Source organism: Micromonospora sp. NPDC048169 (genome assembly GCF_040652815.1).
Taxonomy (GTDB): Bacteria; Actinomycetota; Actinomycetes; order Mycobacteriales; family Micromonosporaceae; genus Micromonospora.
The window spans coordinates 174,080-200,546 of record NZ_JBEZMS010000005.1 but is presented as its reverse complement, the minus strand read 5'-3'; the positions used below and the strand labels follow the sequence as shown (position 1 = coordinate 200,546).

Below are 26,467 nucleotides of genomic sequence, written 5' to 3'. Positions count from 1 at the left end.
CCGACGGCCGGGTTCACCCTCCCCGAGGAGTCGCCATGCGTACCCCCAGATCGCGCCGCCGCCCGATGGCCGCGCTGCTCACCACCCTCGCGCTGCTCGCCGCGACGGCGCTGACGGCCTGCGGCGGCGAGGCGGCCGACGCCAGCGGCGGCGGCGACCGCCCACTGCGGATCGGCTACCAGCGCTTCGGCGGGCTCAGCCTGGTCAAGGCGCGCGGCGACGCGAAGAACGTCACCTGGTCGCTGTTCGAGAGCGGCCCGGCGCTGACCGAGGCGCTCAAGGCCGGCTCGATCGACATCGGTCAGGTCGGCGAGGCGCCGCCGGTGTTCGCCGCCGCCGGGAAGATCCCGTTCTCCGTGGTCGGCACCTCCGAGCCGATCCCGCAGGGCGAGGCGATTCTGGTCAAGGCGGACAGCCCGTATCGTGGATTCGCCGACCTACGCGGGCGCACCGTCGCGCTGAACAAGGGCTCCAACGTGCACTGGCTGCTGGTGAAGCTGCTGGAGGCCAACAAGATGACGCTCGCCGACATCAACGTCAAGTACCTCAAGCCCGCCGAGGGGCGGCCCGCGTTCGACAACGGGCAGGTCGACGCGTGGATCATCTGGGACCCCTACTTCGCGCTGGCCGAGCGACCGGGGGTACGGGTCCTCGCCGACGCCACCGGGCTGGCCGGCAACCGCGAGTATGTGCTGGCCGCGCCGGACGCGGTGCAGAACCGCACCGACGACGTGCGGGCGTTCCTGAACACGTACCGGCAGACCACCGACTGGGGCATCGCCCACCCGACCGAACGCGCCGCCGTCCTCGCCCCCGAGCTGAAGATCCCACTCGACGTGACCACCCGGGCGCTGGCCCGCAGCGCCAAGCCGCTCGCCCCGGTCACCCCGGAGATCGGCGCCGAGTTGCAGGCCATCGCGGACAGCTTCGTGGAGCTGAAGCTGGTACCCGGACCGGTCGACATCGCCGGGCGGGTGGACGGCCGGTTCAACGAGGCGTTCCAGTGAGCGGTCCGGCGCTGGCCGAGGCGACCGCTCCCGTCGTACCCGATCGGGCGACGCCGCGGCGGTCGCGGGCCCGCGCCTCGCGGCGGTGGCGGCGCGCGGTGAGCCCGGTCGTGCTTGTGCTCGCCTGGGAGGTCGCCGCGCGGACCGGGCTGCTCGCCCCGGAGAAGCTGCCCGCGCCGAGCGCGGTGCTGGCCACCGGCGCTCGGCTGGCCCGCGACGGGACGCTCGGCGTGCACCTGCTCGACTCGCTCACCCGCGCCGCGCTCGGCCTGCTCATCGGCGGCGGCCTGGCGCTGGTGCTCGGCGCGGCGGCGGGACTGCTGCGCCTCGGCGACGACCTGGTCGACCCGCCGGTGCAGATGGCCCGGATGCTGCCGCACCTGGGCCTGGTCCCGCTGCTGATCATCTGGGTGGGCATCGGCGAGTCGCTGAAGGTCACGCTCGTCGCGCTCGGCGCGTTCTTCCCGATCTACTTCAACACGTACGCCGGCATCCGCGACATCGACGAGCGGCTGGTGGAGGCGGCGCGTACCTGCGGCCTCGGCGCGGCGGCCCGGCTGCGGCACGTGGTGCTGCCCGGCGCACTGCCGGCGCTGTTCCTCGGGTTGCGGCTGGCCATCGGCGCGGCCTGGCTCAGCCTGGTCGTCGGCGAGCAGGTGAACGCGCAGACCGGCGTCGGGTTCCTGATGATGGAGGCGCGCGAGTTCAGCCAGACCGACGTGGTGGTGCTCGGCCTGCTCATCTACGCGCTGCTGGGCCTCGCCTCCGACCTGCTCATCCGGTACGCGGAGAGGAGGACGCTGGCGTGGCGACGCGGACTGCGCGCGACCTGACCGGGCCGGTGCTCACCGCACGGGCGGTGACCCGGTCCTTCGGCCCGGCGGTGGTGCTGGCCGGGGTGGACCTGACCATCGCCGCCGGGGAGACGGTGGCACTGCTCGGCGGCAGCGGCTCCGGCAAGAGCACGCTGCTGCGCGTGCTCGCCGGGCTCGACGGCGACGCGGGCGGCGAGCACGTGCTGCACGGCACCGCCGCCGTCGTGTTCCAGGAGCACCGGCTGCTGCCGTGGAAGCGGGTCGCCGGCAACGTGGCGCTCGGCCTGGCCGGGCCGGACGTGGGCGACCGGGTCGGCCACGCGCTGGCCGAGGTGGGCCTCGCCGACCGGGGCCGGGCCTGGCCGGCCGAGCTGTCCGGCGGGCAGGCGCAGCGGGTCGCGGTGGCGCGCGCGCTGGTCCGCGAACCCGACCTGCTGCTGCTGGACGAGCCGTTCGGCGCACTCGACGCGCTGACCCGGCTGCGCATGCAGGGGCTGCTGCGGCGGCTGCGCGCCCAGCACGGCTTCGCCGCGCTGCTGGTCACCCACGACGTGGAGGAGGCGCTGCTCCTGGCCGACCGTGTCCTGCTCCTCGACGACGGCGTGATCGCCGAGGAGATGCCGGTACGCCTCGGCCCGTCCCCGAGCCCCGACGACCCGGCCCTCGGCGCGCTGCGCCGCCACCTGCTCGACCGCCTCGGCGTACCCGCCGGCTGACCGCGATGGAGAACCGATGACCCGCTGGACGCCCGACCCCACCTTCTACCCCTCCCCCGCGCTCGCCGCCACCGCGCCGGCCGAGAAGCTCGCGTACGTCGCCGCGTTCGATCGCGCCGGGCAGCGCCCCGACGCCATCGCGGTGCTCGACACCGACCCGGACTCCGACTCGTACGGCCGGGTGGTGGGCTGGACCGAGCTGCCGAACACCGGCGACGAGCTGCACCACTTCGGCTGGAACGCGTGCAGCAGCGCGCTCTGTCCGACCGCTCCGCACCCACACGTGGAACGCCGCTACCTGATCGTGCCGGGCCTGCGCTCGTCCCGGATCCACGTGCTGGACACCAAACCCGACCCGCGCCGGCCGAACCTGGTCAAGGTGATCGAGGCGAAGGAACTCGGCGAGCGCGCCGGGTACTCCCGGCCGCACACCGTGCACTGCGGGCCGGACGGCATCTACGTCTCCGCGCTGGGCGGCGCGGACGGGCAGGAGGGGCCGGGCGGCATCGCCGTGCTCGACCACACCACGTTCGAGGTGCGCGGCGCGTGGGAGGCCGACCGGGGGCCGCAGTTCCTGGCGTACGACTTCTGGTGGCACTACACCCAGGACGTGCTGGTCACCAGCGAGTGGGGCACCCCGTCGATGATCGAGGACGGCATCGTCGGTGAACTGCTGTTGGGCCGCCGGTACGGGCACGCGATCCACTTCTGGGACCTGGCGAAGCGCCGGCACGTGCAGCGCGTCGACCTCGGCGACCAGTACCAGATGCCGCTGGAGCTGCGCCCCGCGCACGACCCGACGAAGTCGTACGGCTTCGTCGGCGTGGTGATCAGCGTCGAGGACCTGTCCGCCTCGATCTGGCTGTGGCACCGCGACGGCGACGCCTGGGCGGTGACCAAGGTGATCGACATCCCGGCCGAGCCCGCCGACCCGGCCGACCTGCCGGACCTGCTCAAGCCGTTCGGTGCGGTACCGCCGCTGGTCACCGACATCGACCTGTCGGTGGACGACAGATTCCTGCACGTCTCCTGCTGGGGCACCGGCGAACTGATCCGCTACGACGTCAGCGACCCGTTCCACCCGGTACGCGTCGGCTCGGTGCGCCTGGGCGGCATCGTCAACCGCACCCCGCACCCGGCGTTCCCGGACGAGCCGCTGGCCGGCGGCCCGCAGATGGTGGAGATCAGCCGCGACGGCCGCCGCGTCTACGTCAGCAACTCGCTCTACGGCGCCTGGGACGACCAGTTCTACCCCGACGGGGTGGGCGCCTGGGTGGCGAAGCTCGACGTCGACCCGGAGCACGGCGGCCTCGTGCCGGACCCGCGGTTCTTCCCGCGTGGGGAGGAGTTCCGCGGCCTGCGGGTGCACCAGACCCGGTTGCAGGGCGGCGACGCCTCGTCCGACTCGTACTGCTTCCCGTGACCGGCGCGACCTGGGCGGCGCTGGCCGGCCTCGGCGCGTTCCACGGCCTGAACCCGGCGATGGGGTGGCTGTTCGCGGTGGCCCGGGGCCTCCAGGAGCGCCGCCGGGCGGCGCTGCTTGCGGCCCTGCCGCCGATCGCCGCCGGGCACCTGGCCTCGGTGGCGGTGGTCGCCGCCCTGGTCAGCGCGACCCGGTCGGTGACGGCCAGCACTGCGGTCGCGGTGGCCGGCGGGGTGCTGCTGGTCGGGTTCGGGCTGTGGCGGCTGCTGTCCGACCGGCACTTCCGGTGGGCCGGGATGCGGCTGTCCGCGGCGCAGCTCACCGCCTGGTCGTTCCTGATGTCGGCGGCGCACGGCGCGGGCCTGATGCTGCTGCCGGTGCTGCTCGCCGAACCGGCGGCCGGCGGAGGCCCGCACGCCGGGCACCTCGCCGCCGCGCCGGCCGGAGCGCTGACCGGCCTGCTCGCCGCCGCCGTGCACACGGTCGCCATGCTCGCCGTCGCGCTGGTCGTGGCAGTGCTGGTGTACGAGGTGCTCGGCGTCGGTGTGCTGCGCCGGGCCTGGTTCAACGTCGACCGGCTCTGGGCCGGTGTGCTGGTGGCGGCCGGGGTGGTGACGCTGATCGCCGCGGCGTGACCCGGCAGTGGTTCGCCGGGCAGACGCACGGGCCTGGCGTCGACCGCGAGCGGCTGCTGGAGGCGGGCGCGCGCAGGACGGCCCCGCCGTCACCCGTCCTTCGGACGGCCTGGGCAGGAGGTGGCAGCCGGGTATGCCTCGACGAAGACGTGGAGGGGCATGTCGCCTCCTGCCTTCGGTCCGCGGTAGATCGAGAGGCTGGACCAGTGACCACTGATCTTCTGGCAGTAGACGGCGTAGGCGCTGCCGTCTCCCTGGCTGTCATCCCAGCTGCCGTTGGCCTGCCAGCCGTCAGCGACGGCTCGTGCGCCGAAGGTGGTGAGCAGTTGCGCTGCGGTCATCGCGTTCGTGGTGGTGTAGTCGTTCTCGACGGCGGCCACCCGCTTCGCCGGCGGCAACGCACCGTGCGACTCGGGCCAGTCGGTGGTACAGGCCGCCGAGAACACCTTGCTCCCCGCGCTCCTGGTGCCGTCGGGCACGTAGCCGGTGAGGGCTTTGCCGCGCAAGTCCGCCAGGAGGGTCCTCTGGTCCGCCGGCACCTGGCACCCGGAGGACGGTGGGGTGGCATCTGCGCCGTCTCCGCCCTTCGATCCGCAGGCCGTTGTGCAGAGGGCGATGCCGATAAGGGCGGCCATCCCGCCGAGCCGCAGAAGAGCTGGTGCGGATCTCATCGGATCCTCCTTCGACGTCGGGAGCCGGGCGCGCCCGATGCGGCGCGCCCGGCAGGAGTGGCTATGACGTGTGGACGTTGAACGTATAGCCACTCTGGGTCTTGGCGAGCGAGAACGCGTTGCTGATCGGCGTGTATCTGCTGTATTCGCGGCCGGCGGGGTTGGTCGGGCACTTACCGGAGCCATCGGTTCCGTCGGTGAGGATCCCGTACGCCTTGCTGTCCGCCTCGCTGAAGAGCGGCCCCCCGCTGTCGCCCGGCCGCATGCAGAGGTTGGTCCTGATACCGCCGTCCTTCGCGGTGACGCCGCCGCACCTGGTGCCGTTGTAGTAGCCGATGTTCGAGTGGTAGCCCGAGGTCGAGCTCGCGTCCGCGCTACCGCTGCCGCACACCACCCAGCCGATGTCGATGGACCCGTATCCGTAGTAGCCGGTGATGCCGAAGGTGCCCTCGGTGCAGGCATTGGTGCCCTCGGAGGACCAGCAGTACGAGTTCACCAGGTTCCGGGAGTATCCGCTGAGCCAGGTCTCGGCGTAGTTGGTCGTGCTCGTCGTGACGTAGGGCTGCAGGGCGAAGTCCCACGGGTACGACGAGGCGCCGTCCACGTTGGCGTTCTCCCAGTCACCGAGTTCGTAACCGACCGGAGTACGACCGGTCTCGTAGCTCGAGAAGGTGCGGGTGTCGCCGGTCTTGTTCGGGCCGACGGTGCAGTGACCGGCCGTGAGGATGAACGACCAGCCGCGGCTGTCCTTGATGTTGAAGCCGTTCGTGCACTGGCCCCACGTGGCGTTCAACGCCTCACCGTTCGGATAGACGGGCGATGGCGAGTTACGCCGGACGTCGAGCCGCTGCCCACCTCGCATCGGCTTCCCGCAATACTCGGGGATGCAGCTCGGGGTGCTGACCAGCCCGGTCACGACCGGGCCGGAGGAGACCTTCATCTTCTCCTTGCCGCCGATCATCTGCCGGATCTTGACGCGGTCCCCGTGCCGGACCGCCGCCCGGGCGATCCGCGTGTCCACCGACGCCGGCGACTCGCTCTCCAGCCGCTTGCGCTCGGCTGCGGTCGCTCTCGCTGCCTGCTGCTCACCGGCGTGCTGATAGACCACCACAGCGTTCTGCTGGACGTCGGCCACCGCCTCGGCCACACGCTGCTTTCCCCCATGGGTGTTGAGCTCGGCGTCCAGCTGCCCGGCCACCTCGTGCAACTCCTTCAGTGAGTACTTGGCACCCACCACCCGGATGTGCTCGACATCGCGCACCTCACGAACCGCCTGAGCGATGGCCCGGGTATCCGTCGCATGGATGAGCAGCAACCCACCAGCGGCCTGATCGATCTCCGCCCCCGCGAAGGTGTCCGGGTAGTTCAGGGCGAGTTGCTCGTCGAGCACGGCGTTCATCCGCTGAAGGTCGAGCCGGCGCAGCGCCTCGGACTCCGACACCCCGTACTCCGACTGGAGGTAGGCGATCGAACCCCGTACCTGAGCTGCCGTAAGCGGTGAAGGCGTGTCCACCGCGAGCGCCGGCTCCGACATCACCAGGACACCACCCAAGGCGCTCAGCGACATGGCGCCGAGCGCAGCGAGTAGTCTTGTACTCGTCCTCATCTTGGTCTCCATCCAAATAGGACAATTTGGCCGTCCCGACGTGTGCAGCGTCGGGACGGCCATGCTTCTCAGGCAGGTTGACTGGGTGTGTCACTCCGGTCGCCCTGCGCGGGTCGTCGCAGCGTATAACGACGATCACCGATCCTGCTGTCCCGCCGACGCGGCGGATATGCGACCATGCCGGTGATCAGGTTCTTCCGCTCGCGCGCCAGGCGACGTCGCCGGGTTCCGCGATCACGAGCGCATCGCCGTGCCACGCTCCCCGCTCGGAGTCCCCATGGAGCAGACAGATCCCGCGGCCTCCCCGCGCGGCGCCCGCCCCCCGTCCCACGACCGTGGTCCGGATTCCGCGTCGCGACGGCGCCGACTCGTTGTCCGCGTCCTCGTGGTCGCGGTGCTGCTGACGCTGGCGACGCTGAGCGTCCGGGCCACCAGATGGTGGGGCTGCGCCTTTCCCCCCGACGACCAGACCGCTGCGGTGGCGGCGTACCAGAGAGATCCCGCCTTCTCCGTGACCCCGCCCCACGGGCGCCTGCTCACCGAACAGGCATCGACGCACGCCTGTGACTACCGACCAGCCTCGCGGGAGCGGGAGGAGTCGGCGGGACCCCAGTTCGCGACGGTCTGGCGCCGGTACACCGCGGATCGAAGTCTCTCAGCCGACGAACTGGCCGCCCTCATCGGGCCGGAGGCCCGCGGGGCCGGGTGGCGTCTCGTCAACCATCAGGGTGACGCCGGCGGCGGCCTCCTGCGGTACTGCAGAATGATCAACAGCAGGGCGGCGTGGCTGGAGATCAGCAGCACTGCTGACGGCACGCCTGACCACGCCGCCACCGTCACCGTTCTCATCGAGGGACGCCCGGACGAAGCCGGCTGCTGACGTCAGCGCGGGGACTCCTCCCCACGCCCGCGCCGGCGTGCTGCGCCGGGCCTGGTTCGACGTCGACCGGCTCCGGGCCGGTGTGCTGGTGGCGGCCGGGGTGGTGACGCGGGTCGGCGCGGCGTGTGCCGCCGCCCCACCTGCGATAGATCGACGAAAACTCCTACTGATTGAATAGGAAAGGCAGCGTCGCCTATCCCGGAGGTCAGTCGTGAGTCAGTCCCCGTCCCCCGCCGAAGCCGTCCACGACGCCGACCGGAGCCGGCAGTGGCTCACCGGGCAGGCGCACGGGCCGGGCGTCGACCGCGAGCGGCTGCTGGAGGTGGGCGCGGCGATGGCCGCGGTGACCGCCGCCGCGGCGGAGCGCGAGCCGGTGGCTGTGGCGTCCGCGCCGGTCGGCGTCGACCCCGGGGCGCCGATCGTCAAGCCGCTGCCGGCGGAGCTGCTGCGCCCGTTGGACACCAACGCCGAGATGCGCTGGCCGGCGATGGCCGGCCAGGGGTACGTGGTCCCGATCGACCGCTTCTTCGTCCGCAACCACACCGTCACCCCGTACCTGGACGCGGCAACCTGGCGGCTGCGGCTGTTCGGCGACGGCCTTCGCGGCGCGCCGAGCCGGGACAACGCGGTCGAGTTCGACCTCGACGAGCTGCGCCGGCTGCCCGCCGAGGAGCACGCGGCGCTGCTGGAGTGCGCCGGCAACGGGCGGCGCTACTTCGCCGAGCAGCAGGACGAGCCGGCCCCGGGCGTGGCGTGGGGGCTCGGCAGCGTCGGCGTGGCCCGGTGGCGGGGCGTCCGGCTCGGCACCGTGCTGCGCCTGGCCGGGCTGCGCGACGAGGCGGTCGACGTGATGCCCGAAGGACTCGACCCGGACTACGTCAGCGGCGGGGTCAACCTCGGCCGGGTACGCCGCCCGATGCCGGTCGCCAAGGCGCTCGACGACGTGCTGCTGGCGTACGAGATGAACGGCGAGCCGCTGCCCGCCGACCACGGCTTCCCGGTGCGCGTCGTGGTGCCCGGCTGGGTCGGCATCTCCTCGATCAAGTGGGTGGGCGCGATCGAGGTCTCCACCACTCCCCTGTTCTCGCCGTGGAACACGCAGTTCTACCGGATGTTCGGCCCCGGCCACCCGGCCGACGGCACAGTGCTCACCGCCCAGCCGGTACGCAGCGCGTTCGAGCTGCCCTGGGACGCCCGGGTGCCGGCCGGCGAGGAGGTGCTGCTCACCGGCCGTTCCTGGTCCGGCAACGGCCCGATCGCGCACGTCGAGGTGGACACCGGCGACGGATGGCGCCCGGCAGACCTGGTCGCCGCCGACCGGGGCGGCGCCTGGCAGCGCTGGACAGTCCGCTGGCGCCCGCCGGCCGCCGGCCGGCACGTCCTGCGCGTCCGCGCCACCGACAGCACCGGCGCGGTTCAGCCCGACCGGGCCGCGCCGAACGACCTCGCGTACCTGTTCGACGCCGTGGTGGCCCACCCGGTGACCGCCTGCTGATCGCCGCTTCAGGTGGTGCTGAGGTAGGGCGGCGGCACGGTGTCGGTGAGCCACACCCCGTTCGCGGAGCGGTAGAACAGGTACCCGGCCTCGGCCATCGCCGCCGCGTCCACCGTCAGCACCACCACCGCGCCGCCCCGGCGCGCACCGACGCGCCGGGCCGTCGCCACATCAGGCGACAGGTGTACGTGGTGCCGCCCGCCCCGGCGCAGCCCCTGCGCCCGGATCGCGTCCAGCACGGCCTTGCCGGTGCCGTGGAACAGCCGGGGCGGCGGCGCGGCCGGGGTCAGGCCGAGGTCGACCGGGACGGAGTGCCCCTGGTTGGCGCGGATCCGGTCGGCCCCGTCCGGGCCCGCCTCGACGGCGAAGCGCTGCTTGTCGTTGCCCGCGACCACGGCGTCCAGCTGGGCGCGGCTGATTTTCAGCCCGGCGAGCACGTCGGCGACCGGCACCCAGCCGGCCCGGTCGAGCCGCAGCCCGAACGCCTCAGGCCGGTGCCGCAGCCCCAGCGACAGCCGCTTGCTCACCCGAACAAGATCGCGATGTTCCACCCGCCCAGTCTGGAGCCGCGCCCCTCCCCTGTCGACGCGATTCCCCACTCACCCGCCCCCTCGCCTCCCGTTCCCGCCTCGCCTCGCCTCGCCTCGCCTCGCCGCGCCGCGCCGCGCCTCGCCTCGTCGATCTTGCGGTTTCGGCCCCTCGGGTGCCCGTTTCGCGCGTTTTGCTGGGGCAGAAACCCCGTGATCGACGAGCCGGGGAACTGAGGGTGGGACGGAGGCGGGACGGGCGAGGGTCAGGCTGCGGCTCGGTCTGGGAGGGGGCGGCGGCGGTGGGACGGGTCGGTCAGGGCGGGCGGGGACCAGGCGCCGTCGGGCTGGTAGAGGTTCGTGCCGGGCGGGACGATCTCGTCGATACGGTCCAGCACCGCGTCGTCGAGCGTCAGCTCCGCCCCGGCCAGCAGCGCGTCCAACTGGTCCATCGTGCGCGGTCCGATGATGGTCGAGGTGACCGCCGGGTGCGCGGCGGTGAACGCCACGGCGAGCTGCGGCAGCGTGCAGCCCACCTCGCCGGCGAGCGCGACCAGTTCCTCCACGGCGGCGTACTTGGCGGTGTTGCCCGGTAGCGCCGGGTCGAACCGGGCCGGGGTGAGCGCCGGGCGGCCCGCGCCGAGGTCGACGGGCCGGCCCTGCCGGTACCGGCCGGACAGGAACCCGGAGGCCAGCGGGCTCCACACCAGCACGCCCATCCGGTAGCGGCGGCAGACCGGCAGCACCGACGTCTCGATGCCGCGCGCGAGGATCGAGTACGGCGGCTGCTCGGTACGGAAACGGCCGAGCGCCCGCCGTTCGGCGACGTGGTGCGCCTCCACGATCTCCTCCGCCGGGAAGGTCGAGCAGCCGAACGCGCGGATCTTCCCGGCCCGGACCAGGTCGGTGAGCGCGCCGAGCGTCTCCTCGACATCGGTGCTGTGGTCGGGACGGTGCACCTGGTAGAGGTCGATCCAGTCGGTGCCCAGCCGGCGCAGGCTGTCCTCGACCGCCCGGACGATCCAGCGGCGCGAGTTGCCGCCCCGGTTGGGCCCCTCACCCATCGGGAAGTGGACCTTCGTGGCGAGCACCACGTCGTCGCGGCGGCCGCGCAGGGCCTTGCCGACGATCTCCTCCGACTCGCCGGCCGAGTACATGTCGGCGGTGTCCACGACGTTGATCCCGTGGTCGAGTGCCGCGTGCACGATCCGGGCACAGTCGTCGTGGTCGGGGTTGCCGACCGCGCCGAACATCATGGTGCCGAGACAGTGGACGCTGGCCTCGATGCCGGTGCCGCCGAGGACGCGATAGCGCATGTGAGACTCCCTGGGTCGCACCGCGCCGGCCGGGTGGCGCGCGGTCCGGTCACGGTAGGAGTTCGAGTGCGCTGGAGGTCAACCGTCGGCGGGTTCCGCGCTGCCGGCGAGGTAACCGGCGGCCTGCAACTCGAACAGCTCGCGGTAGAGCCCGCCCCGGGCCATCAGCGTGTCGTGGTCGCCCGACTGCACGAGCCGGCCGTGGTCCATCACGAAGATCCGGTCGGCGTGCCGGACGTTCGCCAGCCGGTGGGTGATCAGCACGACGGCCCGGTCCGGGTGCCGCCGCAGGTGCTGGAAGAGGGCGTGTTCGGCACGCGCGTCCAGCGCGGCGGACGGCTCGTCGCAGATCAGCAGCCGGGCGTCGCGGTAGAGGCCGCGCGCGGCCACCAGCCGCTGCCACTGCCCGCCGGACAGGTCCTGCCCGTCCTTGAACTGCCGGTCCAGCAGCGTGTCGTACCCGAACGGCAGCTCGCTGATCATGTCGTGCGCGGCGGCGTCCCGGGCGGCGGTCTCCACGCTGGGGCCGGGCCCGCCGGCGCGGTCGTGGCGGCCGACCCGGATGTTCTGCCGGGCGGTGAACGGGAACCTCCACCAGTCCTGGCTCATCACCGCGACCTGGGCGGCGGTCTGCCGGGGATCCAGCTCGGCGGCGTCCACACCGTCCCAGCGGATCGTGCCGCCGGTCGGACGGTAGAGGCCGGCGATCAACTTGGCGAGCGTGGTCTTGCCGGAGCCGTTCTCCCCCACCAGCGCGATCACCTCGCCGCGCCGGACCGTGAGGCTGACCTCGTCGACCGCGGCGGCGTCGGTGTCCGGGTAGCGCAGGCTGACCCGTTCGAGGTCGATGCGCGCGAAGCCGTCGACAGGCAGGTGCCCGCCGGCCGGGATCCGCCGGGTCGCCCGGTCGAGGAAGTCGCGGTAGTCCTGGTAGTAGAGGGCGTCCTCGTAGAGCGAGTTGGTGGCGAAGATGGCCGTGCGCAGGCTCGTACGCGCGGACTGGAGGGCGAGCAGCGCGGTGGCCGCCGCCGCGAGCGCCACCACGCCCCCGACGAGCAACGCGCCCAGCACCACGTAGAGCCCGAACGTGGCGATGCCGGTGATGGACAGGCCGATCGCCCGGGTCACCGTCTGCGCGCGGGCCAGGCGCAGCTCGGCGCGGGTCTCCAGCCGCGTCATGAGGTGGTACTCGGAGAGCAGGAAGTCGCGCATCTGGTACGCGCGGATCTCGGCCGCGGTGTGCCGGTTGGCCATCAGGTCGCCCAGCATCCACTTGCGTCGCCGCCGGGTGATCCGGGCGAGCCAGTCGACGTGCTGGCGGCGGGCCATCCGCACCGCCGTCACCGCCTCCGGGGCCGCGGCGACGACCAGGCAGGGCAGCAGCAGCGGGTGGATGATCGTCACCGCGGTGGCCGTGGCGATCACGCCGACCACGCCGGTGACCAGGTTGACCGTGTCGTTGACCAGGGACCCCGCCTCGACCAGTCCGCGGTCGCGGGCGCGGTCCATCTCCTCGGCGAAGCCGGCGTCGTCGAAGGCCGCCAGCTCCACGGCGGACGTCGTCTCGAACAGCCGCCGCTCCACCGTGAAGTTGATCTGCGGCACGAGCCGGGCCTGCGCCCAACCGGCGGCGATGGTCAGCGCGCCGCGCCCGGCGACGGCGGCCGCCGCGAGCGCCAGGGCGGGCAGCGCCGCCCGGATGCGTTCCGGTGTCGGGCCGGCCGCGAACAACTGGTGGAGCACCCCGGTGGTGGCGAGCAGCCCCAGCGTGGTGAGCACGCCGGCGGCGACGTTGAGACCCAGCGAGGCGGCGGTGTCCCGGCGGCTGGTCGCCCAGGCGAGGCTGATCGCCTCGCGGATCAGGGCGGGCAACCGGCGGGCCACCGACCAGAAGCCGGTGTGGGCCAGCTCGGTGGCCCGGTGCATCCAGTGCGGATCGACGAGCTCGGGCAGGGTCGTCTCCCCGGCCGGCTCCTCCCGCGGGTCGGACGGTGGACGAGGGTGGACCACCCCGGCCATGGCACCCCCTCGACGCGATCGGGCAGCAACGCTGGATACTACGTTCAGCTATCGACCACTGTCACTCAGTGATCGGCGTGTCGTACAGGCGTCCCAACTGGCGTGTCCGGGCCGGCGGACGGAAAGAACCGTCCGCACGGTGATCGCCGCCGGGTCGCGTCGCGCGCGACCGCTCCGGGTGGCAGGCTTGTGGGGTTCGCCGGCGCGGGCCGGCCGACCGCCCGTCGTGAAGGAGAAGATCGACCTGATGGCTGTGGACGTCACCACCACTGACGAATGGCAGGCGCTGCGCAAGCATGCCGAGGCGATGCGCGGCACGCACCTGCGCGACCTGTTCGCCGCCGACGGGCAGCGGGGTGAGCGGCTCACCGGCGAGGTCGCCGACCTGCACGTTGACTACAGCAAGAACCTCGTCACCGACGAGACCATCGCACTGCTCGGCGCGCTCGCCGAGCGGGTCGGGCTGGCCGACCGGATCGCGGCCATGTTCGCCGGCCGGCACGTCAACACCACCGAGGACCGGGCGGTGTTGCACACCGCGCTGCGCCTGCCCGCCGACGCCTCCCTCACCGTGGACGGCCAGGACGTGGTCGCCGACGTGCACGCGGTGCTGGAGCGCATGTCGGCGTTCGCGCAGCGGGTGCGCTCCGGCTCGTGGCGCGGTCACACCGGCGAGCGGATCACCACAGTGGTGAACATCGGCATCGGCGGCTCCGACCTCGGGCCGGTGATGGCGTACGAGGCGCTCAAGGCGTACCGGGACGCGGGCATCAGCTGCCGGTTCGTGTCGAACATCGACCCGACCGACATCCACGACAAGACCGCCGACCTGGACCCGGCGAGCACGCTGTTCGTGGTGGTCTCGAAGACGTTCTCCACCCAGGAGACGCTCGCCAACGCCGACCAGGCGCGGCGCTGGCTGCTCGCCGGGCTGGACGCGGACGACGACGCGGTCGCCCGGCACTTCGTCGCGGTCAGCACGAACGAGCAGCGGGTCCGGGACTTCGGCATCGACCCGGAGAACATGTTCGGCTTCTGGAACTGGGTGGGCGGACGCTACTCGCTGCCGTCGGCGGTCGGCCTGTCGGTGATGCTGGCGATCGGGCCGGACCGGTTCCGCGAGATGCTGGCCGGCTACCACGCTGTCGACGAGCACTTCCGGTCCGCGCCGGTGGAGCGCAACGTGCCGGCGCTGCTCGGCCTGCTCAACGTCTGGTACACCGACTTCCTCGGCGCGGAGACCCACGCGGTGCTGCCCTACTCGCAGTACCTGCACCGGTTCCCCGCCTACCTCCAGCAGCTCACCATGGAGAGCAACGGCAAGTCGGTACGCGCCGACGGCACGCCGGTGACGTACCCGACCGGGGAGATCTTCTGGGGCGAGCCGGGCACCAACGGCCAGCACGCGTTCTATCAGCTCATCCACCAGGGCACCCGGCTGATCCCGGCGGACTTCATCGCGTTCAGCCGGCCCAACCACGACCTGGGTGACATGCACGACCTGTTCATGTCGAACTTCTTCGCCCAGACCGCCGCGCTGGCGTTCGGGCGGACCCGGGAGCAGGTGGAGGCCGAGGGCGCCGCGCCCGAGGTGGTGGCGCACCGGGTGATGGCGGGCAACCACCCGACCACGTCGATCCTCGCGCCGAAGCTCACCCCGGCGACGCTGGGTCAGCTCGTCGCGCTCTACGAGCACATCGTGTTCACCGAGGCCGCGGTCTGGGACATCAACGCCTTCGACCAGTGGGGTGTGGAGCTGGGCAAGGTGATGGCCAACCAGCTCGCGCCGAAGCTCACCGGGCCGGACCCGGACCTGGCCGACGTGGACACGTCGACCGCCGAGCTGATCCGCCGCTACCGGGCCGAACGCGGCCGGAGCTGACCGCATGCCCGTGGCGTCCCGCGCAGACCGGTCCGGGACGCCACGGGTCAGCGGCGCAGCAGGTCGGCGTGCGCGGCGCGCAACCGGGTCAGCGCCGGGTCGCCGGCCGGGGCGCGGCGGTCCAGCTCGGCCCATGCCTCGGCGAGCGCGTCGGCGAGAGACCGCAGCTCGGCGGCGTGCCGCCGGGCCGACTGCCGGTGCAGTTCCTCCAGGCGGCGGGCCCAGCCGGCGCTGATCGCGGCGACGCGTTCGGCGTCGGCGCGGGCCTGGGCGCCGGTGCGGGCGGCGGACGCGGGCACGATCGCGGCCACCGGCCGGGGATCGCCGTCGCGGGTGACGAGCGTGACGGTGTCGGTCAGCTCGGCCAGGGAGACGAGTTGGGTGAGCCGGGTGCGGACCTCGCGCAGCGGCAGGGCGCGCGGCTGGGGGGACCGGTCGGCCAGTGCGGGGACAGCCATGGACACATGTTCACGTCCGGGTACGACACTTTCGGCGGTCAGGCGGTCCACTCCGGTGCCAGCACCGACCAGACCTCCAGGTCGGCGCGGCCGTCGGGCGTCGGTGCCGCAGCGCGCAGGACGCCGTCGCGGCGCATGCCGAGCCGCCGCGCGACGGCGACGCTGCGCTCGTTGCCGGCCTTCGTGATCCACTCGACCCGGTGGATGCCGCGCTCCCGCACCGCCCAGTCGATGATCACGCGTGCGGCGCGGGTGACCAGGCCCTGCCCTTCGGCGCCCGGCTCCAGCCAGCAGCCGGCCTCGCACACCCCACGCGTGGTGCTCAGCGACACGAGCAGCACGCCGCCGACGAGCGTACCGCGCTGCCAGATGCCCCAGATGCCGCCGTCGTCACGGGCCCAGCGGTCGGCGTACGCCTGGAGGACCTTGCCCGCCGACTCGGCGTCGGTGGCGACGAAGGACGCGCCGACCCAGGGCGCGATGTGGTCCCGGCAGCGGTCGAGGTTGGCCAGGAACTCCTCGGCGTGCCAGGGCGACAGTGGACGCAACTCGGCGTCGTCGGTGAGCGCGTGGGCGAACATCCGAGGAAGCTAGCAGGACCGTCGCGTTTTTGTCGGTCGGTCGCTCTACGGTCTGCGCCGTGAACGCCGTCCAGACGTACCGATATCTTCAGCCGTCCGCGCTGCGCGCCGCCGGTCTCGATCTGCAGACCTGCGGCGGCCCGGCGGCCAACCCGCGCTTCTTCGCCGGGTTCCTCACCGCCCCGGCCGCGGCGGCGGCCGGGCTGCTCGCCGTCGCCGAGGTGGCACGCACCCGTTACCACCAGCCGGTCAACCCGGCCAGCCTGGATCCGGTGGTCACCGGCAGCCGGGGCCGCCTGCGGTTCGAGTCGTTCTCCGGCTGCTGCGGGGTGTACGCGCGGATGGACGTGCTGCCGGCCGGGCTGGACGGGGAGATCAGCGGCCACGGCACCACGAACGTGGACGTCAACCCGCCGCTGCGGGAGGCGCTGGCCCGGGTCGGCGGCATCGAGCCGCTGCACGTGGCGGTCGGCCCGGACGACCTGACCGTCTCCACGATGGATGGGGCGGTGGTCGAGCGGAAGGTGCCGCTGCCCGGCCGCTGGCTGCGCGGCTTTGCCGAGGTGCACATGCTCACCGCCGGCTTCGAGCCGCGCGCCGAGATCCCGGCGGCGGAGGCGGCGGCGTTCCTGCGCCGGCTGCCGGCCGCGAACGACCGGAGCGTGCTGTGGGCGGTGCCCGCCGGGCGTACGCTGCGGCTGACCTCCCGCCCGGTGCCGGGCGCTGTCTGCCTGGCCGGCGCGGGCCGGCTCGCGGCGCTGCGCGGCGTGCTGCGGCACGCGCGCTCCCTGCGGGTGTACGGCCCGGCGGTGCGCGCCGGGTCGCCGGCCGCGCCGAGCACGTGGGAGCTGGACACCGGGGCGCTGCGGGTGTCGCTGACGTTGTCCCCCGAGCCGTACCGGGGGTTCTCCGGTGAGGGCGCGGCCCTGGCGGCGCTCGCCGGCGACGACGTGGTCGACGACGCGGAGCTGGTGGGCGCGCTGCTCAACTGGGATCCGGCGATCGACGTGGCAGCGCTGGCCGACGCCGCCGCGCTGCCCGACGAGCGGGTGCGGGCCGCGCTCGCCCAGCTGGGCACCGCCGGGCGGGTCGGGTACGACGTGGCGGACGGGGCGTACTTCCACCGGGTCATGCCCTACGACGCGGGCCGCGCGGAGCGGGACAACCCTCGGCTGGTCGGCGCGCGGGCGCTCGTCGAGCGTGGCGCCGTCGAGCGCGACGGCGAGAACGCGACGGTACGCACCGACGACGAGGTCTACCGGGTACGCCGCCACCCGGACGGCGCGTACTCGTGTTCCTGCCGCTGGTGGGCGCGGCACCGGGGGCAGCGGGGGCCGTGCCGGCACGCGCTGGCCGTGTCGATGGTCGCGGCACCGGTGGGGGCGCTGTCGTGAGGGAGTTCTTCAAGCCGCTGGTAAGCGGACGGCCGTCGCGGGTCCGGTCGGCGCTGGCCGAGCTGGACGAGCCGGTCCGCCGGGCGCTCGGCGAGGCCCTGGTCGCCCACGTCCGGCAGCGGCGGGATGCCTGGTGGTGGAATGCCGAGGCGACCGCGCTGGCGGTGGCCGCCGTCGGCACGCTCAGCACCCCGGCAAAGGTGGCCGCGTTGCTGGGCCGCCGGTCGGTCTGGCTCGACGACGCCGATCCGGCGCCGGTGGTCGAGGCCGCCCGGGAACGCGGGGTGACCTGGCTGGCCGACGTGGCGTACAAGCTGGCCGACCGGCTCCCCCGGGACCGGATGCTCGCGGGCTGGCGGTTCGTCGCCGGTCTCCTGCTGGCGGAGAAGGCGCCGCCGCCGACCGGGGACGACTTCGTGCGTGGCTGGGCCGCCGCGCAGGGCTCGCCGGGCCCGCGCGGGACGCGCCCACCGACTGTGGACCGGCTGCGCGCGGACCCGTTCCTCGACGCACTGCTGCCGCGCCTGTTCGAGGTGGACGGTGTGGGCACCGAGCTGGCCCGCGGCGACGGCGCGGGCACGGACGCGGAGGCGCTGCCCCGGGCTCTGGCGGCGCTGGCCGCGGAGGGCCGGCTCGACCGGGCGGTCCTGCTCAACGGCGTCCTCGGCCGGCTGCTGCGCGGCGACCGGCCGGGCGCGCTGCGCCCGTTCCTGGTCCTGCACGACCTGCTGGCGCCGGCCCCGGACGAGGTGGCGACGCGGTCGAGCGCCTATCTGCGGCTGCTCACCGACGGGCCGGGACCGGTGGCCCGCCTCGCTCAGCGGACGCTCCGGCAGGCCGGCGACGCCGCCGAGCCGGAGGCGCTGTGGGAGGCCGCGCGGACGGTGCTGGCCCGGCCGGAGAAGGCACTGGTCCGGGCGCAGGTGTCCTGGCTCGACCGGCTGGCCCGGCAGCACCCGGATCAGGCCGCGGAGATCGGCGCGGTGCTCGCCGTCGCGGCCGATCATCCGGACGCCGGCCTGCGCGAGCGCGCGCTGACGCTGGCGCAGCGGCACGGCCACCGGCCGGTCGCCGTCACCACGGTTGCCGAGGCCCGCGACGACCTGCCGCCGCCGCTGCCGGCGGCGGACGCGCCGCCGCCGATCGACGACGTGGACGAGCTGGTGGAGGAGGTCGCGGCGTCGCTCGGCCGGCGCTGGCCCGCGCTGACCACGGAACGCGTCATGGACGGACTGGTCCGGCTCGGCACCGCCGACCGCGAACGGCTCGCGGCGGCTCTCCTGCCTGTGGTGCGCCGCGAGCGGGTCGGCGCGTACGACCATCCCTGGTCGGTGTTCAAAATCTCGGCCCAGATGCACGGGCTGCTGCTTGCCGTCTGCGACGAGGCCGAGGCGGCGACCCGCCGCGACAAGTGGAGCACGCTGCTGGCCGAGTCCCGCCCGCGCGCGCCGTTCCCGTTCCGCGGTGGTGCGCCGGTTCCGGCCACACGCCGGCCCGCGCCCGTCCAGCTCGCCTGCACCCGCCTGGCCGAGATCGGGCAGCGGCTGGACGGCCGCGACGACCCGGGCCTGCTGTCCGCGCCGACCTCGGTCACCGGGGCGATCGAGCCGGTGGCGCTCTACGAACGGATCGCGGCGCTGGGTGACCGTCCGGTGTGGCGCTGGGATCTCGCGCAGGCCCTGCTGCGCCTGCCGGCCGGCGTCGACGGGCCGCTGGGCGAGCGTGCCGCGACGCTGCACACGCCGGCCGGCGACGAGCTGGCCCGCTGGCTGCGCGGCGACGCCGTGCCGGCCCCGGCGCAGCGGGTGGTGACGGTGGGCCGGCGGGCGCGGTCGGCCGGGTACGACTGGGGCTACGACCAGCTGCCCGAGGGCCGGACGCTCGTCGCGCTCACCCCGCCGGACGACGTCGAGGACCGGCTCGGCCTGCTCACCCTGACGCCCAGGCCGATCGGCCGGTGGACCGACAGCTGGGGTGACGTCTGGCCGGCCGTCCTGCCCGGGCACCGGGGTGTGGTCGCCGCCCACCTGCTGCCCGAGGTGGCCGGCGCGGCGCAGGAGGACAGCCTCGGGCACGCCGCGGCCCTGCCGGTGCTGGCCGAGTGCACCGGCGCGGGCGGACCGGCCCTCGATCTGGCGCTGGCCTACGGGTTGTGCGCCCGCCACGAGGCGGACCGGGTGGCCGCGCTCGACGCGGTGCTGATCCTGGCCGCCGCGGGTGACCTGGACGCGCCGGCGACCGGCGGGCACCTCGGCGCGCTGGCGGCCGGCGGGCAGGTGACGCTGACGCGGGCGGTCACGCCGCTGCGCGACGCGGTGGCGGCGGGCGCCCCGCTGAGCGTGTGGCTGCTGCTCGCCGCGGCGTTGCCGCCGCTGCTGGCCGAGCCGGCACCGCCCCGGGGTACGCCCGACCTGCTGGCGCTGGCGGCGGAGACGGCGACCGCGACGGGCGTGCGGATCGAGATACCGAGGCTGGCCGACGTGGTGGCCCGGGGCGGCGGCAGCCGGCTGGTCGCCGAGGCCCGCCGGCTCACCGCCGCCCTGGCCGCCTGAGCCGGCACGTCGACAGCGGGGGGCACAAACGCACCGGGCGGACCGGGCGGACCGGTCAGGCGCGCCCGTCCCGGGGCAGGTAGCCGCGAAGCGCGTCGAACTGGCCCACTGTCAGGTAGGACGGGTTCGCCGCCTGCGGCTGCCGGAGCACCTCCGCGCCGGCCAGCCGTGGGTCGGCGCGCAGCAGGTCGCGGCGTACCCGCAGCGGCTCGTCCAGGATCGTCAGGTCCAGCTGCGCGGTCCACGTCTCGCCCGGTGCCCCGGGCACGGCAGGGGCGGCGAGCCGGCCGACGCCCCAGACGCCGTACGGCGCGCGGCCCCGGCTGCCGCTGGCCCAGAACACCACCGGCTGGCCGGCGCGCATGAGGCGTACCCGGTAGCCGGGGCGGACGCACCAGCCGGTCACGCGCGGGTCGGCGGCGAAGCGGGCCGCCAGGTCCACCGCGTCCGCGTTGCCCTTGATCAACCAGGCGCCGAGGTCGTCGAGAGTCACGCGCCGGTCGGTCATCCGCCCATTCTGCGGCCCACCCGGCAGTCCCGCCGGACAGCCCGCACGGCCACGACGGCAGCGGTCAGATGATCAGGTGGGTCCAGTAGGTGAGCCACACCGCGAACAACGCGCCCTGCACCAGCGCCAGCACGGCGGTGAGCCAGCCGTCGAGGCCGCGTCGCCGCGCCCAGCGGGCCAGCACGAACGCCACTGGGAAGGCGGCGAGCAGGTAGCGCAGCAGGCTCTTGTACACCGGCGGCCCCATCGACAGCGGCACCAGCACCATGACGAGCGTGTAGACCAGGTACGGCCAGTCGGCGCGGCGGCGCAGCCCGACGACCGCCACCGCCACCGTCGCCACGGCGATCCAGACCCGCAGCGCGTCGGCCGAGTTGCCGCCGGTCAGCGCGGACGCGGCGGTCGTGATCGGGTTCTGCAGCCGGATCCCCCAGCCGGTCTCCTGGGCGTGCTGGTAGGCGAACCAGTCGCCGCTCTGCCACCGGCAGAACGCCATGAACGTCAGCCAGCCCGCCGGGACCAGCAGCAGCGGCCAGCCCTGCCGCACCAGGCGCGGCCACCGCCGGGGACCGGCCCGCCACCCGTGCTCGCGCAGCAGCACCAGCGCCAGCGGCACCACCACGAGGAAACCGACCGAGCGGCTCATCGCCAGGAAGTAGCCGACGACGCCGACGAGCAGCCAGCGGCCTCGCTCGGCGTACCAGAAGGCGGCCAGCGCCAGGCAGACGAACAGCGACTCGGTGAGCGCCGCCTGGAACAGGAACGCCGTCGGCAGGAGCAGCAGGTACCGGACCGCCTGCCGCCCGCCGGCCGGTCCCGCGCCGCCGAGCAGCCGGCCCCCCAGCCGGTACGCGTAGTAGAGCTGGACCACCAGCGCCACGTTGCTCACCAGCAGCAGCGCCCAGGCGGTGTGCCCGCCGAGCAGCGGCGCGAGCGGCCGGGCCAGGAACGGGTAGAGCAGCGGGAAGCCGAAGTCCGGCCACGGCCGGTCCAGCGGCAGGCGGGCCAGGTGCTCGTAGAGGAACGAGTCCCAGGCGAACCAGAGCGAGAACCAGCGGTGGGACGAGATCGCGTCCTGCTGGGCACGCATCGCGGTCTCGGCGGGCGGTGGCGCGCCCGGCACCCCGTCCCACGCGGCGAGCACCAGCACGCCGATCAGACTGAGCACGAGCTTCGACCCGGCGAAGACGGCGAGCACGAACCCCCACGGCTCCGGCAGCCGGCGGGAGACTGCCGCTGCCCGCGACCACCATCGGGTACGCCCGGCGCGTGTGCCGCCACCGGCCGCGCGGTCGGGCCCGACGTCGGCGCGTGCCGAGACGCCGGGGTCGGCCGCTCGGTCCGGCCGGGCTGTGCCGCCGGGCCGGGCCGGGCCGCCGGGGTCGGCGGCGCGATCGGGTCCGGCCGTGCCGCCGGGCTCGGCCCGCCCTTCGTCCGCCATCGCGCTCCCGCCGTCCGGCCCTCGGGCCGGCTCGCCCGGCCGCAAAACCCGGTGCGCGTTCCCCGTCCGGACCGGCTCACACCCCCGCAGCCGTCGCGGACCGGCGGGAACCGGCAGGTGAGGACGCCGCCAGGGCGGGTAAGCGCGCTGCCGCATCGGCGGGCGAGGGGGCGCGTACGGCATGGGCGACGGCGACGGGACCGTGATCATCGGGGCGGGGCCGGCCGGGCTGACCGCCGCGTACGAGCTGCTGCGGCACGGCGAGCCGGTCCGGGTCTACGAGGCCGACGACGTGGTGGGCGGGATCAGCCGGACGGTGGAGCGTGACGGCTGGCGCTTCGACATCGGCGGGCACCGCTTCTTCACCAAGGTGTCCCGGGTCGAGGACTTCTGGCACGAGATCCTGCCCGACGAGGACTTCCTGCTCCGGCCGCGGATGAGCCGGATCTACTACCGGGGCGCGCTGTTCGACTACCCGCTCAGCGCCGGCAACGCGCTGCGCAACCTCGGCCTGCTGGAGGCGGTGCGCTGTCTGGGCTCGTACGGCCGGGCCCGGCTGCGCCCGCCGAAGGACCAGTCGCACTTCGAGGGGTGGGTGTCGGCGCGGTTCGGCTGGCGGCTCTACTCGATCTTCTTCAAGACGTACACGGAGAAGGTCTGGGGAATGCCGGCGGACCGGTTGCAGGCCGACTGGGCCGCCCAGCGGATCAAGAACCTGTCGCTGGCCACGGCGATGCGCAACGCGCTGCTGCCCCGCCGCAACCGCACAGACGTGACAAGCCTGATCGAGGAGTTCCAGTACCCGAAGCACGGCCCGGGGATGATGTGGGAGCGCTGCGCCGAGGAGGTCGCCCGGCGGGGCGGCACCGTGCGTACCGGTGCCTGGGTGACCGAGGTGCACCGGGATCCGGCCGCGCGGCGGGCCACCGCCGTGACGGTGGCCGGCGCGGGCGGGGAGCGCACCGAACCGGCGGCGCACGTGATCTCCTCGATGCCGATCTCCGCGCTGGTGCGGGCGATGCGCCCGGAGGCGCCGCCCGAGGTGCGGGCCGCCGCCGACGACCTGCGGTACCGGGACTTCCTGACCGTGGCGCTCGTGGTGCCCGAGGAGTTCTCGTTCCCGGACAACTGGATCTACGTGCACGACCCGGCCGCCCGGGTGGGCCGGATCCAGAACTTCGGCTCGTGGTCGCCGTACCTGGTCAAGGACGGGCGGACCTGCCTGGGGCTGGAGTACTTCGTCTTCGAGGGCGACGAGATGTGGCGGACGCCGGACGCGGAGCTGGTCGCGTTCGCCACCGCCGAGCTGGAACGCCTCGGCCTGGTGAAGTCCGGGTGCGTCGAGGCGGGCCACGTGGTCCGGATGCCGAAGGCGTACCCGGTCTACGACGAGCGGTACCAGCGCAACGTCGACGTGATCCGGGACTGGCTGGCCGCGAACGTGCCGAACGTGCACCCGGTCGGGCGCAACGGCATGCACCGGTACAACAACGCCGACCACTCGATGCTGACGGCGATGCTGACCGCGGAGAACATCGCGCACGGCGCGGGCCACGACGTCTGGACCGTCAACGTCGAGCAGGACTACCACGAGCAGCGCAGCCCGTCGCGGCACGGTACCGGCCGGGACGCGCCGGTCGTCCCGGCCCGGCGGTGAGGCCCGGCGCGTGAGGGTGGTCATAACCCCTGGACGAGCGCCGCTGCGGTGCTGCTAGCCTTCTGGGCAGGTCATGAGCGCCAGCGCGAAGCCCCGGCTCGCTGGCCGGCAACCCTCCTCCGCGGTGGGGTGCCCCGGGTGAAGACCAGGCACCGGCAGCCGCCGGTGCAAGCGTGGCCTGGCACCCAGGTCAGCAACAGACCAGGGAGACCGATGTCCGCACCACCCTCCACCCCATCCGGCGACGTCGCCGCGTACCCGGCCCGCTTCGCGCTGGTCAAGCGCCGCCACGTCGACCTGATGCGGGTGTGCAGCGACGGCTGTCGCCTCGCGCGCTGAGCGAGCGCCACCCTCCTTTCCCCGATCCACCCTTCTCCGGCCCGGCCGTCCGTCCGGCGGGCCGGCGTCGACGCGCACCCCGCGCGTCCGTCCACTCTGGAGAGAAATCGTGCGTTTCCGTACCGTCCTGACCCGTGCCGCCGCCGTCGGCGCGGCCGCCCTGCTCGCCGTCACCGCGCTCACCGCCTGCGGCGGCGACGACACCGACGCGGCCGACAACCCGTACGGCCTGCTCCAGCCCGGCGTGATCCGCGCCGGCACGCTCACCGACGCCCCGCCGAACGTCTTTCTGAAGGACGGCGAGTTCACCGGCTTCGACAACGAACTGCTGCGCGCCGTGGCCGCCAAGATCGGCCTGAGGGTGGAGTTCGTCGGCACCGACTTCTCCGGCCTGCTCGCGCAGGTCAACAGCGGCAAGTTCGACGTGGGAAGCTCCTCGATCACGATCACCGAGGCGCGGAAGAAGACCGTCGACTTCGGCAACGGCTACGACTTCGGCTACTTCGGCCTGGACGTGCCCGCCGGCTCCCCGATCACCGGCTTCGACCAGCTCGCCGGCAAGCGGGTGGTGGTGGTCCAGGGCACCGTGCAGGACGACTACGCCACCAAGCAGAACCTCGACCCGGTGCGGGTGCCCGACTACAACAGCGCGATCAACCAGCTCAAGGCCGGCACCGCTGACGCCTGGATCGCCCCGGCCGAGATCGGCGACAAGTCCGCCGCCGACAGCAACGGCAAGATCAAGGTCGCGGCGAAGCAGCTCAGCCCCACCCCGACCGCGTACGCGGTGGCGAAGGGCGACGACAAGCTGCGCGAGGCGCTCAACAAGGGCCTGGACGAGGTGATCGCCGACGGCACGTGGAGCCGCCTGCAGGCCGAGTACTACCCGGGGCGGCCGGTGCCGGCCGACTTCAAGCCGGGCAGCGGGTCGGTGGCGGTGCCGTCGCCGACGGCCGCCTCCTGAACCGGTAACCGAGCACGAGCAGGGCGGACGGAGCGGACATGGATCCACTGAGCACGCTGTGGGAGACGTTCTTCGACTGGGACTCGATGCGCGAGGCGCTGCCCGAGATGCTCACCGTCGGGCTGCCCAACACGCTCACCCTGGCGGTCTCCGCCGCCCTGCTCGGCTCGGTGCTGGGCATGCTGCTGGCCGTCGCCGGCATCTCGCGTACCCGATGGTTGCGGTGGCCGGCGCGGATCTACACCGACGTGTTCCGCGGCCTGCCGGCCGCGGCGACCATCCTGCTCATCGGCGTGGGCCTGGCGCCGCTCGGCATGCGGGTGTGGGGCCCGAACCCCTATCCGCTGGGCGTGCTGGCGCTGTCGCTGATCGCCTCGGCCTACCTGGGCGAGATCTTCCGGGCCGGCATCCTGAGCGTGGAGGCCGCCCAGTTGGAGGGCGCGCGGGCGCTCGGCTTCTCCTGGGGCGAGGCGATGCGCCTGGTGATCATCCCGCAGGGCGTACGCCGGGTCCTGCCCGCCTGGGTCAACCAGCTCATCGCCCTGATCAAGGACTCCAGCCTGGTCTACTTCCTCGGCCTGCTGGCCAGCCAGCGGGAGCTGTTCCGGATCGGGCAGGACTACGCGGCGAACACCGGCAACCAGTCCGCGCTGCTGCTGGCCGGTCTGTTCTACCTGGTGCTGACCGTGCCGCTGACCCACGCGGTCAACTGGCTGGACCGGCGCCTGCGGCAGGGCCGCCCGGCCGCGCCGCCCGAGCCGGAGCCCGACGCCGAGCCGGCCGACCTGACCCCGTCCGGAAAGGACCCGCGATGACCACCGCCACCACGACCTCGGTCAGCCTGGCCGTCCGCGACGTGCACCTGGCCTTCGGCGCGCACCGGGTGCTGCGCGGCGCGGACCTGGACGTGGCCCGGGGCCGGGCGGCCTGCGTGATCGGCCCGTCCGGCTCCGGCAAGTCGACGCTGCTGCGCACCATCAACCGGCTGATCGAGCCGGACCGGGGCGACGTGCTGCTGGACGGGCGCAGCGTGCTGCGCGACGACCCGGACGCGCTGCGCCAGCGCATCGGCATGGTGTTCCAGCAGTTCAACCTGTTCCCGCACCTGAGCGTGCTGCGCAACATCACGCTGGCGCTGCGCAAGCTCAAGAAGCTGAGCGAGGACGAGGCGGTGGCGCTCGCCCGCGCCCAGCTCGACCTGGTCGGCCTGGCCGGCAAGGCGGACGCACGGCCGGCGCAGCTCTCCGGCGGCCAGCAGCAGCGCGTCGCCATCGCGCGGGCGCTGGCGCTGCGCCCGCAGGTGATGCTCTTCGACGAGGCGACCAGCGCGCTGGACCCGGAACTGGTGAAGGGCGTGCTCGCGGTGATGGCGGACCTGGCCGCCGCCGGGATGACCATGGTCGTGGTGACGCACGAGATGGGGTTCGCGCGCAGCGTCGCCGACACTGTGGCGTTCATGGACGCGGGAGTGGTGCTGGAGGCCGGGCCGCCGGAGGCGGTGTTCGACGCGCCGGAGCACCCCCGGCTGCGGCGCTTCCTGTCCCAGGTGCTCTGACATCCCCGGTGCGGTGCGCCGCGCCC

Annotated in this window: 24 protein-coding genes and 1 riboswitch; of the genes, 15 read left to right on the top strand and 9 right to left on the bottom strand. The window is 73.8% G+C overall.

All coding sequences use genetic code 11. The features are described from left to right. Nucleotides 1-35: 35 nt before the first annotated feature. Genes AB0D28_RS07110 through AB0D28_RS07090 form a run of 5 tightly spaced genes read left to right on the top strand, consistent with a single transcriptional unit; the run spans nucleotide 36 to nucleotide 4,596 of the window. On the top strand, nucleotides 36-1,007 hold the full coding sequence (locus AB0D28_RS07110; RefSeq protein WP_357383133.1) for a sulfonate ABC transporter substrate-binding protein: 972 nt from the start codon (nucleotides 36-38) through the stop codon (nucleotides 1,005-1,007). Further along, nucleotides 1,004-1,840 (top strand): ABC transporter permease, encoded by an 837-nt coding sequence (locus tag AB0D28_RS07105; protein WP_357383131.1) that lies wholly within the window; start codon nucleotides 1,004-1,006, stop codon nucleotides 1,838-1,840. Before AB0D28_RS07110 ends, AB0D28_RS07105 begins: the two co-directional genes overlap by 4 nt. After that, nucleotides 1,813-2,538, top strand: a complete 726-nt coding sequence (locus AB0D28_RS07100) for an ABC transporter ATP-binding protein (protein ID WP_357383129.1) — start codon at nucleotides 1,813-1,815, stop codon at nucleotides 2,536-2,538. The genes AB0D28_RS07105 and AB0D28_RS07100 overlap by 28 nt, the downstream gene beginning before the upstream one ends. Nucleotides 2,539-2,554: 16 nt before the next feature. Then, nucleotides 2,555-3,961, top strand: a complete 1,407-nt coding sequence (locus tag AB0D28_RS07095) for a selenium-binding family protein (protein WP_357383127.1) — start codon at nucleotides 2,555-2,557, stop codon at nucleotides 3,959-3,961. Beyond that, nucleotides 3,958-4,596: a hypothetical protein gene (locus tag AB0D28_RS07090; RefSeq protein ID WP_357383125.1), complete on the top strand. Its 639-nt coding sequence runs from the start codon at nucleotides 3,958-3,960 to the stop codon at nucleotides 4,594-4,596. The genes AB0D28_RS07095 and AB0D28_RS07090 overlap by 4 nt, the downstream gene beginning before the upstream one ends. An 89-nt stretch (nucleotides 4,597-4,685) precedes the next feature. Here AB0D28_RS07090 and AB0D28_RS07085 read toward each other — a convergent pair whose 3' ends face one another. Together AB0D28_RS07085 and AB0D28_RS07080 are read right to left on the bottom strand one after the other, a co-directional pair. After that, on the bottom strand, nucleotides 4,686-5,267 hold the full coding sequence (locus AB0D28_RS07085) for a hypothetical protein (RefSeq protein ID WP_357383123.1): 582 nt from the start codon (nucleotides 5,265-5,267) through the stop codon (nucleotides 4,686-4,688). 61 nt (nucleotides 5,268-5,328) lie between these two features. Further along, nucleotides 5,329-6,885 (bottom strand): hypothetical protein, encoded by a 1,557-nt coding sequence (locus AB0D28_RS07080; RefSeq protein ID WP_357383121.1) that lies wholly within the window; start codon nucleotides 6,883-6,885, stop codon nucleotides 5,329-5,331. Between the two features lie 382 nt (nucleotides 6,886-7,267). Between AB0D28_RS07080 and AB0D28_RS07075 the strand changes: the two genes are divergently transcribed. Together AB0D28_RS07075 and AB0D28_RS07070 are read left to right on the top strand one after the other, a co-directional pair. Continuing rightward, a complete protein-coding gene (locus AB0D28_RS07075) occupies nucleotides 7,268-7,753 on the top strand; it encodes a hypothetical protein (RefSeq protein ID WP_357383119.1) in 486 nt (161 codons plus the stop codon). 211 nt (nucleotides 7,754-7,964) lie between these two features. Next, nucleotides 7,965-9,248: a sulfite oxidase gene (locus AB0D28_RS07070; protein ID WP_357383117.1), complete on the top strand. Its 1,284-nt coding sequence runs from the start codon at nucleotides 7,965-7,967 to the stop codon at nucleotides 9,246-9,248. Between the two features lie 8 nt (nucleotides 9,249-9,256). On the opposite strand, the gene AB0D28_RS07065 is transcribed toward AB0D28_RS07070, so the two are convergent. The 3 genes from AB0D28_RS07065 to AB0D28_RS07055 form a co-directional block, all read right to left on the bottom strand. Beyond that, nucleotides 9,257-9,799 (bottom strand): RNA 2'-phosphotransferase, encoded by a 543-nt coding sequence (locus AB0D28_RS07065; RefSeq protein WP_357383115.1) that lies wholly within the window; start codon nucleotides 9,797-9,799, stop codon nucleotides 9,257-9,259. A 242-nt stretch (nucleotides 9,800-10,041) separates the two neighbouring features. Beyond that, entirely contained in the window at nucleotides 10,042-11,091 is a 1,050-nt protein-coding gene (locus AB0D28_RS07060) for an aldo/keto reductase (protein ID WP_357383113.1), read from the bottom strand. A 78-nt stretch (nucleotides 11,092-11,169) separates the two neighbouring features. Continuing rightward, nucleotides 11,170-13,110 (bottom strand): ABC transporter ATP-binding protein, encoded by a 1,941-nt coding sequence (locus tag AB0D28_RS07055; RefSeq protein WP_357383111.1) that lies wholly within the window; start codon nucleotides 13,108-13,110, stop codon nucleotides 11,170-11,172. A gap of 247 nt (nucleotides 13,111-13,357) precedes the next feature. Between AB0D28_RS07055 and pgi the strand changes: the two genes are divergently transcribed. After that, the gene (gene pgi / locus AB0D28_RS07050; protein ID WP_357383230.1) at nucleotides 13,358-14,992 is read left to right on the top strand and encodes a glucose-6-phosphate isomerase; all 1,635 of its coding nucleotides are present in this window, start codon (nucleotides 13,358-13,360) and stop codon (nucleotides 14,990-14,992) included. A 47-nt stretch (nucleotides 14,993-15,039) separates the two neighbouring features. On the opposite strand, the gene AB0D28_RS07045 is transcribed toward pgi, so the two are convergent. Further along, nucleotides 15,040-15,450 (bottom strand): type II toxin-antitoxin system Phd/YefM family antitoxin, encoded by a 411-nt coding sequence (locus tag AB0D28_RS07045; RefSeq protein ID WP_357383109.1) that lies wholly within the window; start codon nucleotides 15,448-15,450, stop codon nucleotides 15,040-15,042. Nucleotides 15,451-15,488: 38 nt separating this feature from the next. After that, nucleotides 15,489-16,031: a GNAT family protein gene (locus AB0D28_RS07040; protein WP_357383107.1), complete on the bottom strand. Its 543-nt coding sequence runs from the start codon at nucleotides 16,029-16,031 to the stop codon at nucleotides 15,489-15,491. 59 nt (nucleotides 16,032-16,090) lie between these two features. Between AB0D28_RS07040 and AB0D28_RS07035 the strand changes: the two genes are divergently transcribed. Together AB0D28_RS07035 and AB0D28_RS07030 are read left to right on the top strand one after the other, a co-directional pair. Next, nucleotides 16,091-17,425, top strand: a complete 1,335-nt coding sequence (locus AB0D28_RS07035) for an SWIM zinc finger family protein (RefSeq protein WP_357383105.1) — start codon at nucleotides 16,091-16,093, stop codon at nucleotides 17,423-17,425. Then, entirely contained in the window at nucleotides 17,422-19,977 is a 2,556-nt protein-coding gene (locus tag AB0D28_RS07030) for a hypothetical protein (RefSeq protein WP_357383103.1), read from the top strand. The genes AB0D28_RS07035 and AB0D28_RS07030 overlap by 4 nt, the downstream gene beginning before the upstream one ends. Before the next feature lie 55 nt (nucleotides 19,978-20,032). On the opposite strand, the gene AB0D28_RS07025 is transcribed toward AB0D28_RS07030, so the two are convergent. Next, nucleotides 20,033-20,485, bottom strand: a complete 453-nt coding sequence (locus AB0D28_RS07025) for a hypothetical protein (protein WP_357383101.1) — start codon at nucleotides 20,483-20,485, stop codon at nucleotides 20,033-20,035. A 64-nt stretch (nucleotides 20,486-20,549) separates the two neighbouring features. Further along, on the bottom strand, nucleotides 20,550-21,926 hold the full coding sequence (locus tag AB0D28_RS07020; RefSeq protein WP_357383099.1) for a hypothetical protein: 1,377 nt from the start codon (nucleotides 21,924-21,926) through the stop codon (nucleotides 20,550-20,552). A gap of 181 nt (nucleotides 21,927-22,107) precedes the next feature. Between AB0D28_RS07020 and AB0D28_RS07015 the strand changes: the two genes are divergently transcribed. The 5 genes from AB0D28_RS07015 (at nucleotide 22,108) to AB0D28_RS06995 (ending at nucleotide 26,441) form a co-directional block, all read left to right on the top strand. Beyond that, nucleotides 22,108-23,583 carry an NAD(P)/FAD-dependent oxidoreductase gene (locus tag AB0D28_RS07015; RefSeq protein ID WP_357383097.1) on the top strand — a complete coding sequence of 492 codons (1,476 nt, stop codon included), beginning with the start codon at nucleotides 22,108-22,110 and terminating at the stop codon, nucleotides 23,581-23,583. 69 nt (nucleotides 23,584-23,652) lie between these two features. After that, a riboswitch (SAM riboswitch) is annotated at nucleotides 23,653-23,763 on the top strand. 33 nt (nucleotides 23,764-23,796) lie between these two features. Continuing rightward, nucleotides 23,797-23,922: a hypothetical protein gene (locus AB0D28_RS07010; RefSeq protein ID WP_357383095.1), complete on the top strand. Its 126-nt coding sequence runs from the start codon at nucleotides 23,797-23,799 to the stop codon at nucleotides 23,920-23,922. A gap of 109 nt (nucleotides 23,923-24,031) precedes the next feature. Continuing rightward, nucleotides 24,032-24,886: an ABC transporter substrate-binding protein gene (locus AB0D28_RS07005; protein ID WP_357383093.1), complete on the top strand. Its 855-nt coding sequence runs from the start codon at nucleotides 24,032-24,034 to the stop codon at nucleotides 24,884-24,886. 38 nt (nucleotides 24,887-24,924) lie between these two features. Then, nucleotides 24,925-25,701: an amino acid ABC transporter permease gene (locus AB0D28_RS07000; protein WP_357383091.1), complete on the top strand. Its 777-nt coding sequence runs from the start codon at nucleotides 24,925-24,927 to the stop codon at nucleotides 25,699-25,701. Continuing rightward, on the top strand, nucleotides 25,698-26,441 hold the full coding sequence (locus tag AB0D28_RS06995) for an amino acid ABC transporter ATP-binding protein (RefSeq protein ID WP_357383089.1): 744 nt from the start codon (nucleotides 25,698-25,700) through the stop codon (nucleotides 26,439-26,441). The genes AB0D28_RS07000 and AB0D28_RS06995 overlap by 4 nt, the downstream gene beginning before the upstream one ends. Nucleotides 26,442-26,467 lie beyond the last annotated feature (26 nt).

Excerpts from the sequence above, each read along its gene's own strand:
- AB0D28_RS07110 (WP_357383133.1), top strand. The coding sequence starts at position 36 with ATGCGTACCCCCAGATCGCGCCGCCGCCCGATGGCCGCGCTGCTCACC.
- AB0D28_RS07095 (WP_357383127.1), top strand. The coding sequence starts at position 2,555 with ATGACCCGCTGGACGCCCGACCCCACCTTCTACCCCTCCCCCGCGCTC.
- AB0D28_RS07085 (WP_357383123.1), bottom strand. The coding sequence starts at position 5,267 with ATGAGATCCGCACCAGCTCTTCTGCGGCTCGGCGGGATGGCCGCCCTT.
- AB0D28_RS07080 (WP_357383121.1), bottom strand. The coding sequence starts at position 6,885 with ATGGAGACCAAGATGAGGACGAGTACAAGACTACTCGCTGCGCTCGGC.
- AB0D28_RS07060 (WP_357383113.1), bottom strand. The coding sequence starts at position 11,091 with ATGCGCTATCGCGTCCTCGGCGGCACCGGCATCGAGGCCAGCGTCCAC.
- AB0D28_RS07055 (WP_357383111.1), bottom strand. The coding sequence starts at position 13,110 with ATGGCCGGGGTGGTCCACCCTCGTCCACCGTCCGACCCGCGGGAGGAG.
- pgi (WP_357383230.1), top strand. The coding sequence starts at position 13,358 with ATGGCTGTGGACGTCACCACCACTGACGAATGGCAGGCGCTGCGCAAG.
- AB0D28_RS07045 (WP_357383109.1), bottom strand. The coding sequence starts at position 15,450 with ATGGCTGTCCCCGCACTGGCCGACCGGTCCCCCCAGCCGCGCGCCCTG.
- AB0D28_RS07040 (WP_357383107.1), bottom strand. The coding sequence starts at position 16,031 with ATGTTCGCCCACGCGCTCACCGACGACGCCGAGTTGCGTCCACTGTCG.
- AB0D28_RS07025 (WP_357383101.1), bottom strand. The coding sequence starts at position 20,485 with ATGACCGACCGGCGCGTGACTCTCGACGACCTCGGCGCCTGGTTGATC.
- AB0D28_RS07020 (WP_357383099.1), bottom strand. The coding sequence starts at position 21,926 with ATGGCGGACGAAGGGCGGGCCGAGCCCGGCGGCACGGCCGGACCCGAT.
- AB0D28_RS07015 (WP_357383097.1), top strand. The coding sequence starts at position 22,108 with ATGGGCGACGGCGACGGGACCGTGATCATCGGGGCGGGGCCGGCCGGG.
- AB0D28_RS07010 (WP_357383095.1), top strand. The coding sequence starts at position 23,797 with ATGTCCGCACCACCCTCCACCCCATCCGGCGACGTCGCCGCGTACCCG.
- AB0D28_RS07000 (WP_357383091.1), top strand. The coding sequence starts at position 24,925 with ATGGATCCACTGAGCACGCTGTGGGAGACGTTCTTCGACTGGGACTCG.
- AB0D28_RS06995 (WP_357383089.1), top strand. The coding sequence starts at position 25,698 with ATGACCACCGCCACCACGACCTCGGTCAGCCTGGCCGTCCGCGACGTG.